Source organism: Bacillus sp. TE9106W, from assembly GCF_054062215.1.
The window spans coordinates 1-15,897 of record NZ_JBSSFA010000012.1 but is presented as its reverse complement, the minus strand read 5'-3'; the positions used below and the strand labels follow the sequence as shown (position 1 = coordinate 15,897).

Sequence of the window (15,897 nt, the reverse complement as noted above, 5' to 3'; positions counted from 1 at the left end):
GATGGATACTTTAATCTTTGAAGTTGGAACTGCGTTAGTATTAGTAGCTTTTGCAGCTATCCTTGCTGCGAAGTTAAAGTTCTCGATTATTCCGTTTCTCATTATACTCGGTATGTTAGTGGGGCCTCATGCCCCAGATTTAGGACTTATCGATTTAAGATTTATTGAAAGCGGAGAAGTTATTTCCTTCCTCGGCCGCGTTGGCGTCATATTCCTCCTATTCTACTTAGGCTTAGAATTCTCAATAAAAAAATTAATTAAATCAGGAAAATCAATTGCTTTCGGGGGGACTGTCCACATATCACTTAATTTCCTATTAGGTTTGTTTTATGGATATGTGATGGGCTTCCCCTTATTAGAGACGTTAATTATTGCTGGAATCATTACAATTTCATCAAGTGCAATTGTTGCAAAAGTCATTGTTGATTTAAGAAGATCTGGTAATAAAGAGACTGAGCTGATTTTAGGAATCATTATGTTTGATGATATCTTTTTAGCGGTATATTTATCAGTCGTTTCAGGATTAGTACTCGGAGGGGCAACGTCATTTGTAGGTGCTCTTACATCGGTTTTAATCGCGGTAGGGTATATGCTACTATTTTTTGTAATCGCTAGAAAAGCTACACCGTTTTTAAATAAAATATTAGATATTTCGTCAAATGAAATTTTTATTATCGTAATATTCGCTATTTTATTCTTTGTAGCAGGATTTTCAGAAACAATTCATGTTGCTGAGGCAATTGGAGCGTTATTATTAGGACTCGTCTTTTCTGAAACAGAGCATAGTGACCGGATTGAGAAGCTCGTCGTCCCATTCCGTGATTTCTTTGGAGCTATATTCTTTTTCAGCTTCGGTTTAAGTATAGACCCGTTTTCGCTTGGGGGCGCAGTATGGTTGGCATTAGGAGCAGTTTTTATTACTCTCATCGGTAATTTCACTGCTGGAATGATTGCAGGACGTAAAGCCGGGTTATCGCATAAGGCTTCTACGAATATAGGTTTAACACTCGTATCACGCGGGGAATTTTCTATTATTGTAGCAAATATCGGGATTGCGGGTGGTTTAATGGCAGCGATTAAACCGTTCTCTGCACTGTACGTTTTAATATTAGCATCGTTAGGACCGTTATTAACGAAAGAGTCTGGGAGAATATACTCTCTACTAGATAAGGTGTTTAAATGGAGTGCTAAAGAACGTGCAAAGCGAGAAAAAGAAGTTGGATAGTAAATAAAGGGAGACTGCGTGAAGTTCGCGTAGTCTCCCTTTATTTATACACTGTTACTGGTGGCGTTTTTTGTCGGTAAGTCGATATATTCTAATAATCGCTGATATATTGCAAGTTGCGCCGATATAATTTGATAATCGCTGATATATTTCGAGTTGCGCCGATATATTTCCAAAATCGCTGATATATTTTCAAGTGGCAATCAAGATAATTTCATTTACCGCAAAACCATTATCTGAATTTCATCAACTATTAATCAGTTGCCTTCCTATTTAAAAACGACTACAATTTTACTGTTATAGATGAACGAAAAAATAGAATAGGAGGGGAGACTATGCCAAGGAAAGTATGGCTATTAGTAGCTGGGATGATTATTAATGTCACGGGTGCTTCTTTTTTATGGCCTTTTAATACAATTTATTTGCATGATCACCTAGGAAAATCTTTATCTGTGGCCGGAATGGTATTAATGATCAACTCGCTTACTGGTGTAATCGGAAACTTGCTCGGCGGTGTTTTATTTGATAAATGGGGCGGTTATAAATCAACTTTAGTAGGAATTGTGATTACACTCGTATCGATTTTAGGTCTTGTGTTCTTCCACGGTTGGCCGTTATATGTTGTATGGCTAGCGTTAATCGGCTTTGGTTCTGGAATGGTCTTCCCATCGATGTATGCGATGGTTGGTACGGTTTGGCCAGAGGGCGGAAGACGAGCATTTAATGCGATGTATGTGGGACAAAATGTTGGTATTGCGATTGGAACAGCGTGTGGTGGATTAGTTGCATCGTATCGTTTTGATTATATTTTCTTAGCGAACTTTATTTTATACTTTGTATTCTTCTTAATTGCTTTTATTGGATTCCGTGGTATGGAAGACAAGAAAGATCCAGGAGTGCAAAAAGAAGTTGAAACGAAAAAAGGTTGGTCGCTTACACCTGGATTCAAAGCACTTCTTATCGTATGTGTAGCATATGCTTTATGCTGGGTTACATACGTACAGTGGCAAGGGGCGATTGCAACACATATGCAAGAGTTAAATATTAGTCTTCGTCACTATAGTTTATTATGGACGATAAACGGAGCGATGATCGTTTGTGCACAGCCGCTAGTTAGTATGTTAATTCGCTGGATGAAGCGTTCTTTAAAACAACAAATTATGATTGGGATCTTCATTTTTGCGGCGTCATTCATTGTATTAAGTCAAGCGCAGCAATTTACGATGTTTCTTGTGGCAATGGTGACATTAACGATTGGTGAATTATTTGTATGGCCAGCGGTTCCGACCATTGCAAATATACTTGCACCAAAAGATAAGTTAGGGTTTTATCAAGGTGTTGTAAATAGTGCAGCGACTGTAGGGAAAATGTTCGGACCGGTCGTTGGCGGAGCGATTGTTGATTTATATAATATGGAAGTATTGTTTATAGCAATCATGGTAATGCTTGTAGTAGCGCTTATCGCAACGAGCATTTATGATAAACGAGTAAAAGTAGAAGAAACAGTTGAAGAAAAAATTGCAGTTTAGTTTGACGGAACATGTTAACATGTTTTAGAATATATTTAAATAAAACAACCTTTGGAACAAGGGAGATAGCTCGGGTGTCTTAAGACGAATTCGTTAGTTAGTAAGAGTAACGATTAACCGAGAAGCCCTGCTTTAAGTAAGCTCTTATGAGATACGAGGCGGAGGTAGTTCACTTAACTCATATTTGTAATAACAGTGAGAAGGAGTAGTAGTAATAGAAGCTGGTTTAGAGAGTTGACGGTCGGTGCAAGTCAATCCACGTTTCGTTATGAACTCGCCTTTGAGTTGCAGTTGTGAAACTAATAGTAGCAATTGCCGTTAATCCACGTTACGGATCTAAGCGAATGTATATTTTTTGTACATTAATTTAGGGTGGTACCGCGGGAATCTATAACCTCTCGTCCCTTTCTAGGGATGAGAGGTTTTTTGTATTTTGGGCGGTGAAAATAAATAGAATTTTAAGGAGGGTATCTCATGAGCTTTAATCATCAAGAAATTGAGAAGAAGTGGCAAGGGTACTGGGAAGAGAATAAAACATTCCGTACGCCAGATGAGACAGAAAAACCAAAATTTTATGCACTAGATATGTTCCCATATCCATCAGGTGCAGGCTTACACGTAGGACATCCAGAAGGTTATACAGCGACGGATATTTTATCTCGTATGAAGCGTATGCAAGGGTATAACGTTCTTCATCCAATGGGATGGGATGCATTCGGTCTTCCAGCAGAGCAATATGCACTTGATACTGGAAACAGCCCGGCTGAATTTACAGAGCATAATATTAATACGTTCCGTAACCAAATTAAATCATTAGGTTTCTCTTACGATTGGGACCGTGAAGTAAATACAACAGATCCAAACTACTACAAGTGGACACAATGGATCTTCCTAAAACTATTTGAAAAAGGCTTAGCTTACGTTGATGAAGTACCTGTAAACTGGTGCCCAGCACTTGGTACAGTACTTGCAAACGAAGAAATCATCGATGGTAAGAGTGAGCGCGGTGGACATCCAGTTGAACGTCGTCCGATGAGACAGTGGATGTTAAAAATTACAGCTTACGGAGATCGTCTATTAGAAGATCTAGATGAGCTTGATTGGCCAGAAAGCTTAAAAGATATGCAACGTAACTGGATCGGTCGTTCTGAAGGTGCAGAAGTACACTTCAACATCGATGGTACAGACGAGAAGTTTACAGTTTTCACAACGCGTCCTGATACATTATTCGGTGCAAGCTACTGTGTACTTGCTCCGGAACATGCGCTTGTTGCTGACATTACAACTGCTGATCAAAAAGAAGCTGTAGAAGCTTACATTAATTCTGTAAAAATGAAGAGTGATCTAGAGCGTACAGAACTTGCGAAAGAGAAAACTGGTGTATTCACTGGTGCTTACGCAGTTAACCCAGTAAATGGTGAGAAATTACCAATCTGGATCGCTGATTACGTTCTTGCAACTTACGGAACAGGTGCTGTAATGGCAGTTCCAGCTCACGATGAGCGTGACTATGAATTTGCATCAACGTTCAATCTTCCAATGAAGGAAGTTGTAAAAGGTGGAGATATTACGAAAGAAGCATACACAGGTGATGGTGCTCACGTAAACTCAGCATTCCTTGATGGTTTAAATAAAGAAGAAGCAATCGCAAAAATGATTGAATGGCTTGAAGTAACGAGCGCAGGAAATCAAAAAGTAACATACCGTCTACGTGACTGGTTATTCAGCCGTCAACGTTACTGGGGTGAGCCAATTCCAGTAATTCACTGGGAAGATGGCACAATGACAGCTGTGAAAGAAGAAGAATTACCATTAGTTCTTCCGAAAACAGAAAACATCCGTCCTTCAGGTACAGGTGAATCACCACTTGCTAACATTGACGAGTGGGTAAATGTTGTTGATCCTGAGACTGGTAAAAAAGGTCGTCGTGAAACAAATACAATGCCGCAATGGGCTGGTAGCTGCTGGTATTACCTACGTTACATCGATCCAAACAATAGCGAAGCACTTGTAGATCCTGAAAAAGTAAAACAATGGCTTCCAGTTGATATTTATATCGGTGGTGCAGAACACGCTGTACTTCACTTACTATATGCTCGTTTCTGGCACAAAGTATTATACGATATCGGTGTAGTTCCAACGAAAGAGCCGTTCCAACAATTATTCAACCAAGGTATGATTCTAGGTGAAAACAACGAGAAAATGAGTAAATCAAAAGGTAACGTTGTAAACCCTGATGATATCGTAGCAAGCCACGGTGCAGATACACTTCGTCTATACGAAATGTTCATGGGACCATTAGATGCTTCAATCGCTTGGTCTGAAAATGGTCTTGATGGAGCACGTCGTTTCCTAGACCGCGTATGGCGCCTATTCGTTCAAGATAACGGTGAATTAAGTGAGAAAATTACTGATGCACCAAATAAAGATCTTGAAAAAGCTTACCACCAAACAGTGAAGAAAGTAACAGAAGACTATGCAGAGCTTCGCTTCAACACAGCGATTTCTCAAATGATGGTATTCATCAACGATGCATACAAAGCTGAAACACTTCCGAAAGAATATGTAGAAGGTTTCGTAAAAATGATTGCACCAGTTGCACCTCACATCGGGGAAGAGCTATGGAGCAAACTTGGATACAATGAAACAATCACATATGCAAGCTGGCCAACATTCGATGAGTCTAAACTTGTAGAAGATGAAGTTGAAATCGTTGTTCAAGTTATGGGTAAAGTTCGCGCAAAACTAACAATGAGTAAAGACGCATCAAAAGACGAAATGGAAAAACTTGCACTTGAAGCAATTCAAGACCAAATCGAAGGAAAAACAGTTCGTAAAGTAATTGTAGTTCCTGGAAAACTTGTTAACGTTGTTGCAAACTAATTTATTCTAAATAAAAGCTCAGAGTATTTATGCTCTGAGCTTTTTTGTGTAGAAAATAATCTCAGGATCACCTTCATCTAAGTTTTCGATCATTCCACTGCGTATAAAACCATTTGCGTTAAATACTTTCTGCATACTTTCATTCGATTCATTCGTTGAAGAAAAGGAGCGGAATTCCAATACAGACAAACACCTATTTTTCTATATGAAATATGATAAAAAAGGTAGGCTAAATTGAGTAGAAGAGGTGAAAGGAATGAAAGGGATGGACAATAATGCACCACACGGTTTTTTTGGAGGTGGATCGGATAGTTATGAACAAATGATGTTAATGGGTGGAGCTGGTCAACAAGGATATGGCGGAATTCCGAGCTGGATGGGCGGAGCACCTGGAGGGTTTTCAACATCAGTGGCTGGCGTACAAACAGGAATGCCTACATCAATGGGGGGCTTTTCGACATCAGGGGCTGGAATGCCTACAGTAACAGGAGGCTTTCCAACATCAGTAGCTGGCGTACAGACAGGATTTCCAGTACCAGGAGTAGGTGTTGTAGCTGGAGGAATAGGTGGGTATCCGCAAGGTGTTCATGGACATCACCACCATCAAGGCCACCACGGTCATCATGGACACCATCATCATCATGGGCAACATGGTCATCATGGACACCATCATCATGGACACCATCATCATGGACACCATCATCATGGACACCATCATCATGGACACCATCATCATGGGCAACATGGTCATCATGGACACCATCATCACCAAGGCCAACATGGACATCATAGTCATCACCATCACCAAGGCGGTCATCATGGACATCAGCATCATCAAGGTCACCACCACCATCAAGGACATCACCACGGACACCATCATATACATCCACAGGCTGTTCTTTATCAAACTCATCAAGGTCACCAAGGTCACCAAGGTCATCAAGGCCACCACGGTCACCAAGGTCACCAAGGTCATCAAGGCCACCACGGTCACCACGGTTACCAAGGTTATCAAGGTCACCACCACCAACAATATCAACAATACCACCAACAACAATCTTCTCCTTGGGCCGGTGGAATTGGAGCAGGAGCAGCAGGGGTAGCAGCAGGAGCAGCTAGTATTGCCGGAGCAGCAGGGCATGCAGGACACGTGGGTCATTAATGAATGGTAGAAAAAAAGACATAATAAAAAACTGCTAGGAAATCCTAGCAGTTTTTTTCAGCTTCTTGACGCTGACGTTCAATTTCAGCACGAAGGTGTGGTTCTGGTGCTTGCCAGCCTTCAGGTTTTAGAATTTTCCCGTCGCCTTCGCGGAATCGAGGTTTTCCATCAGGGAATAGTTTTGCCATGTTTGCATTATTTACAATTTCGAATCCTTTATCAGGACGTACGCCCATTTCGGCAAACGTGCCGAATGCAAAGTAAATAAGGTCAATCAATGCATCATATTGATCTTCAACAGTCGTTGCTTCTAGAAATTCTTCTAGCTCTTCTTGCATAAAACTCGCACGGATTTTTGCACGTTCTTCTGTTAATTTTGTTGGAGTATTTGTTACAGGATGTCCGAATACTTCGTGCATTTTTGCAACAAGTTCGTATCCTTTATCTAAACCTTTTTCGTTTGTCATGTTGTTTCATCCTTTCTCGCTTTGTACCGAATTTCATTGTAACATAAGGTGATTATGAAATGAAAAGAACATCTTATAGAAAATAAGATGCTCGCCTGTTATTCTTCTTTCTTAATTAAAATAGATAAAATAAGGTCGATGCCAAACATACCAACGAGCAACATTGGTATAACGACAAGTAAATAACGTGTGAAGGAAACATTTTTTAAGTATGTATGAGCAAATAAAAAGACGCCGAGAAATAAAATACCATTTAAAATAGGCTTTACTAATTTTTTAGACATAAGCTCCCCCATAAATATCTTCTCTCTCTATCTAAAATAAAAACTCCTCTTTCCGTTGTATCATGCCGGGGAGAGGAGTTCAATCATTTCTCATTCAATCACACCAGAATTTGTAATGTTTACGGTGTATTTTATAGTAACTGGAACATCTTTGTACATCCGTCTCCACTCTTCTAACTTGAATGGACGATAATGTTGCTTATATTTAGCTCCTAGCCCGAGCGGATCGACGCCTAAAGATTTAAACTTCTTAATTAGTTTGTCACCTTGTGTATCCAATTGCTTTTGGATAGCTTTTTCAATGTTTTTTGTGTTCTTGTTATTTTCTAAGTTAATTTGCTTCGATAGTTCTTGAATACGTGCATCAAGACGAACGTTAATGAAAAAGGAAGGCTTCCCGTTTTTAATTTTTATATCGTAAGTTGGAACAGAACGAATATTATTAATCATTACGTACGCCGAATCCGTTTTAAATTCATGTGAATCTAATTTATGTTTCTCTAACAGCCCTTTAAATATGAACATATCTTTTTGCGCAATTTTACCGATATATTTGTCCTTTTTAAAAAGACCAATACCGGTAATTTTTATTTTATCCCCATGTTTCTTTAAAATTGGAATATAGTAGTCTTTTCCTTCTTGATAATAGCGAAATGCTCCTATATGCAGATTATCCGTTGGTAAAGGACCGGTCTCCATATTATGTTCTAGCAACTTTTTTATATAAATTGCAACGTTGTATGAAGTCGTATATTTTCCTTTTAAAAGTTCAGTACCATTCCCCTCTAATAAACCAACATATAAAGCGTTCCCTATATTCACATCTCGAAGTAATGTATCGAATGAAGTAGACATTCCTGTTTTGGCAAGTTTTATCGTATATAGAGCGACACGCATTTGTCCGCTAGCAAAAGGTTGAGAAGACTCTAAAGATGTGTCTGCTTTTACTTGTTTTACCGCATTTGCGCTGCCTTCGAAAACTTGAACTTTATTTCCTTTTTTCTGAATGGGACAAACGAATGTCACTTTTACTTTATTATTCTTTCCTACATCAAAAACTGTTCCTTGAATGAGCTGTACATCATCGATAATATTTTTTTGTAAACATCCAGTTAGACTGAAGAATGTTATACAAGAAATAAGTATTAATTTGCTTGTGCTTTTGATTTTTTCCATCTTCTTTTCACCCACACAATAATAAATAGAATTGGGATGTATACATAAATGAGCCAAAAACTAACTTTTGCTGCATTACTAATAAAATTGTTAATATCGTGCCTGTTTGTTAAAAGTTGTGAAACAATAAGTGTGATAAAGATAAAAGTAATTAAAATACCTCTTTGTTTTACACGAAATATTTCGTGAGTGCCTCTCATTGCCGCCCATAAAGGAAGGATAAAACTTGAAATAATAACGAGTGCATAAGCAGAAATTGCGATATATTCGAGTCTTTCTATAAATGGCAATTGGATGACTTGGGTCATAGAAAGTTGGGGCCATATCGTTTTTAACAATTGTTTTTCACTAAAAAATGCAAAGGCTAAAAGGGTGCTAATTAAATATAGAAGGTTTGAAAATAGTGCACCGTATTGAGCGAATTTATGAGATTGCATAGGTTTTTTTACAAACGGATAAACCATGAGGTAAACCTCAAAACCAGTCATACTGTAGATTGACAGTTGAGCGGATTTTAAAATGTCTGAAAAAGAATGTGTGAATATAGGTAGTAAATTATCCCAATGTGAATATTTCAAAACGAATAAGCTTAGAAATAAATATCCTAATGTACCACCAACAGAGATGACGCAAATACCGGTAATTACACGAAATCCAGAAGAGATAATATAATAGCTAACTAAGCATAAAAAGAGTGTTAACATAAAGGTGGAAGCGGTAGGAAACATCCATACTTGAATAATTTCAACATACGTTCGAATAACTGAAATACTGACGATTAAAAAATAGGCTGCAAAGATGATATTAAAGACATTCCCTATCCACTTTCCAAACGTTTGCCGATGTAAATCAATTAAATTCCCATTTGTTTCTTTTAATAAAAAATACATCATCCATATAAGGAGATGGATACAGAGTCCTGTGATTAGGACACCCATCCATCCATCGTATCCAGCGGCCTTTGCGGTGATTCGAGCGAATCCGAGAACGCCAGCACCGAACTGTGCACCGTGAATTAAGAAGAAAACGAAGATAGGAGATATTTGATATTTTTCTTGAACTTTACTCATCGAATGCACCTCATTTCTTAATCATCAAAGTCCGATCTATGTTTCGTTGAAATTCCTTTTGCTGATTTTTTTACATGTTGTGGCCTTGCTTGTACATCCCTTGTATCAATCATTGTTAAGGGAAAACGAATCCAAGAATCTTTAACAGATTGTTGTCTTGTTGGATAAAACAAAGCGTATGGCTTACGTAAGGAAGTAAGTCTAAATAGATGAGTAAATAAAAAGATAAATCCAAGAGAAATCCCGAAAAGTCCTCCTATTTCTGCAAATATGAGAAACGGGAAGCGTAGTAATCGAACTGCATTACCCATTTTATAAATAGGTGTAATAAAGGAAGCGAGTGCTGATAAGGCAACGATAATTAATAAAATATTACTCGTTAAACCAGCTTGTACAGATGCTTGCCCGATTACGATACCGCCTACAATCCCGAGTGTTTGCCCAACTTTCATCGGTAACCTCGCGCCAGCTTCTCTCAATAAGTCGATTGCGAGTTCTAAAAAAAGTGCTTCAATTAAAGGTGGGAATGGTACTTGTGCCCTTGATAAAATTAAAGTTTCAAGTAAATCACTCGGAATGAGTTCATAATGATAATTTAAAACTGCAACGTATAACGGTGTAGCACAAATTGAAAATAGAACGGCGATTAATCTTAAAACCCTTGAAAATGTAGCGTATAACCAAGAGACGTTGTAGTCTTCTGGTGAAATGAAAAAATCGAAATAGGATACAGGTGTTAGTAAAACACTTGGAGAACCATCAACGAAAATTGCAATTTTCCCATCAATTAGTGCTTTTGTAACTCTATCAGTGCGCTCTGTATTGATATAGAGAGGAAAAATCGATTTTTCACCCATTAATTCTTGTAAATAAGCACTATCATTAATTTGGTCATATTCAAGAGCGCGTAATGACTCTTCTAGAAAATCTACATTATCTTTTTCAGCGAGGTTGTCTAAATACATCATGACAACTTTTGTTTTGGAAAACTCACCGACAATCATCTCTTTTGTTTGTAAATCTAAAACAGGAAGACGTTTTCGAACTAAATTAATATTTGTATCAATAGCTTCTACAAAGCCTTCTTGTGGACCGATAACTGTTGATTCATTTAGTGGAGGACTCGGTGCCCGGTAAGTATCAATCGCAATATTTGCGAGCATACATTTTTGATCTTTTTGATTTACTTGAACAATCGCATGCCCTTTTAAAACCATATCCTCAATTTTTTGTAAATCGTTCGTAATTGTAATGCCGCTCATCGGAATATGTTCCTTCAGCTCTTCTAGTGATGCGTTAGGTCGTTCTAAAAGAGTGGGCATTAAATATTTTTGTAATTTCTCTCCATCAAGTGAAGGACGATAGTAAGAAATCCAATAAGGCATCGTTTCATCGTCAGATGTATGATAATTCACAAAATCACTAGACTTTTTCAGCTTCTCTATTAAATTTTGTAGAGAATGGATACGGTCTTTTTCTGGTTTCGAAAAATCATAAATACTATTACCTTTAGAATTTTGCTGCTTATCCTGATCCGAGTTGTCTTGTTTAGAGTGTTGTTGATCCTGATCGGAGTCGTCTTGCTTAGAATGTTTCTGTTGCCCTTGATTCGAGTCGTCTTGCTTAGAGTGTTGTTGTTGATTCTGATCGGAGTTGTCTTGTTTAGAGTGTTGCTGCTTATCTTGCTCCGAGTTGTCTTGCTTAGAGTGTTGTTGTTGATCCTGATCCGAATCATTTTGCTTAGAATGTTGCTGTTGCTCTGGATCCGATTCGTCTTGCTTAGAGTGTTGCTGCTTATCCTGATCTGAGTTGTCTTGCTTAGAGTGTTGTTGTTGATCCGGATCTGATTCGTTTTGCTTAGAGTGTTGTTGCTGATTCTGATCCGAATCTTTGTTTTCTTCTTTTTTTTGCTCACCATTACTAGCTTTATTATGTTTCGTACTTCTAGTCTGTTGTTTGCTATCATCCTCTTGATTGTTAAGTTTTTGCTCCAAATTATCTGTTTCGTTTTTCTCTGTTGTATTTGATTTTTTTTTCTTACGTAGCCAATTCCAAATCATATGTATGCCCTCTTTGATTGTGTAATATAGTGCTATTTTGTGGCTAATTTTGTATATTATTCATTTATTTATGAAAAGAAGGAGGAGATTGGTTTGCATAGAAAAAATCCTTTAGTAAGCAGTACATACTATGACGAGAAGAGGGCGAGTCTGTGCAAATTGTAAAAAAAAAGAAGTTTATTTTAAAGGAGTTTACATTCGAAAATGGTAGGGAAATTCCTGTTCAAATGGGGTATGAGACGTATGGTACTTTAAATAGAGAAAGGTCAAATGCGATTTTGGTTTGTCATTATTTTAGTGCAACTAGTCACGCGGCAGGAAAATATACAGCGCATGATGAGGAGTCTGGCTGGTGGGATGGTTTAATTGGACCGGGCAAAGCAATTGATACAAATAAATACTTTGTTATATGCACTGATAATCTTTGTAATGTGCAGGTGAAGAACCCTTATGTAATTACAACGGGCCCGAAATCGATTAATCCGAAAACTGGAGATGAATATGCGATGGACTTTCCGGTTTTTACATTTCTTGATGTAGCTCGTATGCAATATGAGTTAATAAAAGATATGGGAATCGCAAGGTTACATGCTGTAATGGGACCATCAGCTGGCGGGATGATTGCGCAGCAATGGGCTGTTCATTATCCTCATATGGTAGAGCGGATGATTGGTGTTATTACGAACCCGCAAAATCCAATTATTACGTCGGTAAATGTAGCGAAAAATGCAATTGAGGCTATCCGGCTGGATCCGAGTTGGAAGGGCGGGAAATATGGAGAAGAGCAGCCAATGAAGGGGCTTCAGTTGGCAAATAGAATGATGTTTATGAACGCGTTTGATGAGCATTTTTATGAAACAACCTTCCCTCGTAATAGTATAGAAGTAGAACCGTATGAAAAGGTTTCTTCATTAACATCATTTGAGAAAGAGATAAACAAATTGACATATAGAAGTATAGAGTTAGTAGATGCAAATTCGTGGATGTACACTGCGAAAGCAGTTTTATTACATGATATTGCGCACGGATTTTCGTCTTTAGAAGAGGCGCTGTCTAATGTAGAAGCAAATGTACTTATGATTCCGTGTAAACAAGATTTGCTTCAGCCGTCACGTTATAATTATAAAATGGTAGACATATTGCAAAAACAAGGGAAGTATGCGGAAGTATATGAGATAGAAAGTATAAATGGGCATATGGCGGGAGCATTTGATATTCATTTATTTGAAAAGAAAGTGTATGAATTTTTAAATCGGAAAGTGTCTAGTTTTGTATAGAAAATAAATGATGTGAAAAAGGTGCAATGTACGTAGTAGGCACCTTTTTTTACATGATTTGTAGGCGGAAAATATATGTGGCAATTGCTATACCGAAGAATGCGATACTAAGCAATAGAAATAAGAATGACATTTCTTGTGGTGATTTTATCTTTTTATTATTTTTCATACTAAGTGCAATAATTGCAGCAAGTAAGAACACAATGCTCATAATGAAAAGAAAAAGTGTCATTTTAATCGACTCCTTTCATAAAACAAGTATATTGAGGATACAATGTGCTAGTTATGTTTGTAAAGAATAAGTTTTGCGAGAAAATTGAGAAATAAATTTTCCATTCTTTGCGTTCTTTCTTTCGCGTGCTAAAATTGATGAGAAATGATTGTTTAAAGAAGAGATTAAAGGTTTTATTGTATATAAGGAGGAACGAAATATGACAGAAGTGAAAACAATTACTACAGAAGAAGTGCAAGAGCGTTTAGAAAACGGAGAAACGTTATTTTTAGTAGACGTAAGAGAAGATGAAGAAGTAGCAACAGGGAAAATTCCAGAAGCTGTACATATTAAAATGGGCGATATCCCAAATAAAGTAGATTTCTTTAATAAAGAGAATGAATATATCTTTATTTGCCGTTCGGGAATGCGCAGTGAAAATGTATGCCATTATTTAAATGAGCAAGGCTTTAAAACAGTGAATATGGTTGGCGGTATGCTTCAATATGAAGGAGAAACGAAATAAGTAGCTTAAAAAACTTGAAACGAGTCTGTTTCAAGTTTTTTTCTTTTGCATACAGTGTACAAAAGGGGGATAGGTAAATGGGGATTAACTTGCGGAAAGTAAAAATTATGAATAATACAGGGGCTGTTAATGTCGGCGATTGTTACGACCTCTCACCTTTAGCTGTAGCGAAAGTATATGCAGGTGCTGGAGGATCGAGTGCGGCTATTTTTTTAAATGGGAAAAGACAGCCAGAAGCGGTAATTAGAACATCGGTGTTTCTTCCGCCATTAGCAACGAGCACACGTACATTAGGTTCATAGAGGAAAGGTAGAGTGTGATTATGCCTGCTAATATAAAAGAGTTTGTTATTGTGAATAACAATGGGAATATATTTACCGGCGATAATTTGAGTGATACTTCATTTACTGCTTCGAAATCGTATAGTGGTTCAATGGGGTGTACTTGGATTGACGTTGTTACAGTAATAGGGACGGAGACAAAGCTTTGTTTACAGCCAGGTGATTCGGTGACGACAACATATACAAGAGGCGCTCCTGCTGGTACTGTAACGGGAACAAATATGGGGCAAAATGCAAATGCATCGGGTATAGCACAAGCGGTCCCTAATACAGATAATATGGATTCAATTGCTGGACTCCCTTAAGGAATTAAGGGAGTTTTTATTTGGAAAAAGAGCTTATGTTACATAAAAACAAGAGTAATTGTTTTAAAAGTAGTATTGGTGACGTTTTTAGAAAATACAATTCAAGTAGAAGGTGAATTTTTATATGAAATATATTTTATAGTTGTACTTTACCTTTAAAGGTGGTGAAAGTAGTGGAAGGAAATGGTGATAAACCTAAAGTGCAAAGTTCGTTAAATTCCAATTTTAAGCTATCGTCAGATTTAGTTGGCCCTACTTTCCCTCCAGTTCCAACTGGAATGACAGGGATAACGGGAAGTACGGGAGCGACGGGAACCACGGGACCAACAGGAAGTACCGGAGCAACCGGAAATACCGGCCCAACTGGAGATACGGGAGAAACAGGTCCAACGGGAAGTACGGGAGCAACTGGGGGAACAGGTCCAACAGGAAACACCGGAGATACGGGAGTAACAGGAAATACGGGACCAACAGGAAGCACCGGAGCAACGGGAGACACTGGACCAACCGGAAATACAGGGGTAACAGGAAACACAGGTCCAACGGGAAGTACGGGAGCAACTGGGGGAACAGGTCCAACAGGAAATACTGGAGATACGGGAGTAACAGGAAATACGGGACCAACAGGAAGCACCGGAGCAACAGGAGCCACCGGAGTAACAGGAAACACGGGAGCGACAGGAGATACCGGTCCAACGGGAAGCACCGGATTAACCGGAAGTACCGGCCCGACCGGAAATACAGGATCAACCGGAAGTACGGGAACAACGGGAAGCACGGGTCCAACCGGAAATACCGGAGCAACGGGAAACACCGGCCCAACAGGAAACACAGGAGCGATAGGAGATACCGGTCCAACGGGAAGCACCGGAGCAACCGGAAATACCGGTGCAACAGGAGGTACCGGCTCGACCGGAAATACTGGAGCAATGGGAAGTATCGGCCCAACAGGAAGTACGGGAGTAACGGGAGATACCGGAGCAACGGGAAGCACCGGATCAACCGGAAATACCGGTGCAACAGGAGGTACCGGCCCAACAGGAAGTACGGGAGTAACGGGAGACACTGGACCAACGGGAAATACCGGAGCAACAGGAAACACTGGAGCAACAGGAAACACCGGAGCAACCGGAAGTACCGGAGTAACAGGAAACACGGGGGCAACAGGAACCACGGGTCCAACGGGAAGTATAGGAGCAACGGGAAATACAGGAGTAACCGGCCCGACCGGAAACACGGGAGCAACAGGAGCCACCGGAGTAACAGGAAGCACGGGAGCAACAGGAAACACCGGCCTAACAGGAAACACGGGAGCGACAGGAGATACCGGTCCAACGGGAAGCACCGGATTAACCGGAAGTACCGGCCCGACCGGAAATAC

The 15,897-nt window shown here is 39.1% G+C and carries 15 protein-coding genes and 1 other annotated feature; of the genes, 9 read left to right on the top strand and 6 right to left on the bottom strand.

Translation table 11 applies throughout. The features are described from left to right. Nucleotide 1 precedes the first annotated feature (1 nt). The 4 genes from ACVWY7_RS19710 (at nt 2) to ACVWY7_RS19695 (ending at nt 6,799) form a co-directional block, all read left to right on the top strand. Nucleotides 2-1,225, top strand: a complete 1,224-nt coding sequence (locus ACVWY7_RS19710; RefSeq protein ID WP_000380191.1) for a cation:proton antiporter — start codon at nt 2-4, stop codon at nt 1,223-1,225. Nucleotides 1,226-1,560: 335 nt separating this feature from the next. Then, the gene (locus ACVWY7_RS19705; RefSeq protein WP_001137545.1) at nt 1,561-2,754 is read left to right on the top strand and encodes an MDR family MFS transporter; all 1,194 of its coding nucleotides are present in this window, start codon (nt 1,561-1,563) and stop codon (nt 2,752-2,754) included. Nucleotides 2,755-2,940: 186 nt separating this feature from the next. After that, nucleotides 2,941-3,163, top strand: a binding site (T-box leader). Nucleotides 3,164-3,228: 65 nt separating this feature from the next. Then, nucleotides 3,229-5,637 carry a leucine--tRNA ligase gene (gene leuS, locus ACVWY7_RS19700; protein ID WP_000009448.1) on the top strand — a complete coding sequence of 803 codons (2,409 nt, stop codon included), beginning with the start codon at nt 3,229-3,231 and terminating at the stop codon, nt 5,635-5,637. Between the two features lie 256 nt (nt 5,638-5,893). Next, complete coding sequence (locus ACVWY7_RS19695; protein ID WP_456523936.1) at nt 5,894-6,799, top strand: hypothetical protein; 906 nt, start codon at nt 5,894-5,896, stop codon at nt 6,797-6,799. A gap of 44 nt (nt 6,800-6,843) precedes the next feature. Here the strand turns inward: ACVWY7_RS19695 and ACVWY7_RS19690 are convergent, their stop codons facing one another. The 5 genes from ACVWY7_RS19690 to ACVWY7_RS19670 all read right to left on the bottom strand — a co-directional run bounded on the left by ACVWY7_RS19690 (nt 6,844) and on the right by ACVWY7_RS19670 (nt 11,856). Continuing rightward, a complete protein-coding gene (locus ACVWY7_RS19690; protein WP_144507857.1) occupies nt 6,844-7,266 on the bottom strand; it encodes a pyrophosphohydrolase domain-containing protein in 423 nt (140 codons plus the stop codon). Between the two features lie 98 nt (nt 7,267-7,364). Then, a complete protein-coding gene (locus ACVWY7_RS19685) occupies nt 7,365-7,550 on the bottom strand; it encodes a hypothetical protein (RefSeq protein WP_000038783.1) in 186 nt (61 codons plus the stop codon). 90 nt (nt 7,551-7,640) lie between these two features. Next, nucleotides 7,641-8,726, bottom strand: a complete 1,086-nt coding sequence (locus ACVWY7_RS19680) for a Ger(x)C family spore germination protein (RefSeq protein ID WP_000411403.1) — start codon at nt 8,724-8,726, stop codon at nt 7,641-7,643. Next, nucleotides 8,696-9,796 (bottom strand): spore germination protein, encoded by a 1,101-nt coding sequence (locus tag ACVWY7_RS19675; RefSeq protein WP_144507859.1) that lies wholly within the window; start codon nt 9,794-9,796, stop codon nt 8,696-8,698. Before ACVWY7_RS19675 ends, ACVWY7_RS19680 begins: the two co-directional genes overlap by 31 nt. Before the next feature lie 17 nt (nt 9,797-9,813). Next, entirely contained in the window at nt 9,814-11,856 is a 2,043-nt protein-coding gene (locus ACVWY7_RS19670) for a spore germination protein (protein WP_212114058.1), read from the bottom strand. Between the two features lie 152 nt (nt 11,857-12,008). Here ACVWY7_RS19670 and ACVWY7_RS19665 point away from each other — a divergent pair, with 152 nt between their 5' ends. Continuing rightward, nucleotides 12,009-13,133, top strand: coding sequence for an alpha/beta fold hydrolase (locus ACVWY7_RS19665; RefSeq protein ID WP_073522197.1), 1,125 nt, complete (start codon nt 12,009-12,011; stop codon nt 13,131-13,133). Nucleotides 13,134-13,182: 49 nt separating this feature from the next. On the opposite strand, the gene ACVWY7_RS19660 is transcribed toward ACVWY7_RS19665, so the two are convergent. Further along, nucleotides 13,183-13,365, bottom strand: coding sequence for a hypothetical protein (locus ACVWY7_RS19660; protein ID WP_000171893.1), 183 nt, complete (start codon nt 13,363-13,365; stop codon nt 13,183-13,185). A gap of 199 nt (nt 13,366-13,564) precedes the next feature. Here ACVWY7_RS19660 and ACVWY7_RS19655 point away from each other — a divergent pair, with 199 nt between their 5' ends. The 4 genes from ACVWY7_RS19655 to ACVWY7_RS19640 all read left to right on the top strand — a co-directional run. Then, nucleotides 13,565-13,870 (top strand): rhodanese-like domain-containing protein, encoded by a 306-nt coding sequence (locus ACVWY7_RS19655; protein ID WP_000141222.1) that lies wholly within the window; start codon nt 13,565-13,567, stop codon nt 13,868-13,870. Nucleotides 13,871-13,947: 77 nt separating this feature from the next. After that, a complete protein-coding gene (locus tag ACVWY7_RS19650; protein WP_000512471.1) occupies nt 13,948-14,172 on the top strand; it encodes a spore germination protein in 225 nt (74 codons plus the stop codon). Between the two features lie 20 nt (nt 14,173-14,192). Continuing rightward, nucleotides 14,193-14,516 carry a hypothetical protein gene (locus ACVWY7_RS19645; RefSeq protein ID WP_001111202.1) on the top strand — a complete coding sequence of 108 codons (324 nt, stop codon included), beginning with the start codon at nt 14,193-14,195 and terminating at the stop codon, nt 14,514-14,516. Nucleotides 14,517-14,689: 173 nt separating this feature from the next. Next, on the top strand, nt 14,690-15,897 hold a 1,208-nt coding region (locus ACVWY7_RS19640), incomplete at its 3' end, for a hypothetical protein (RefSeq protein ID WP_456523935.1).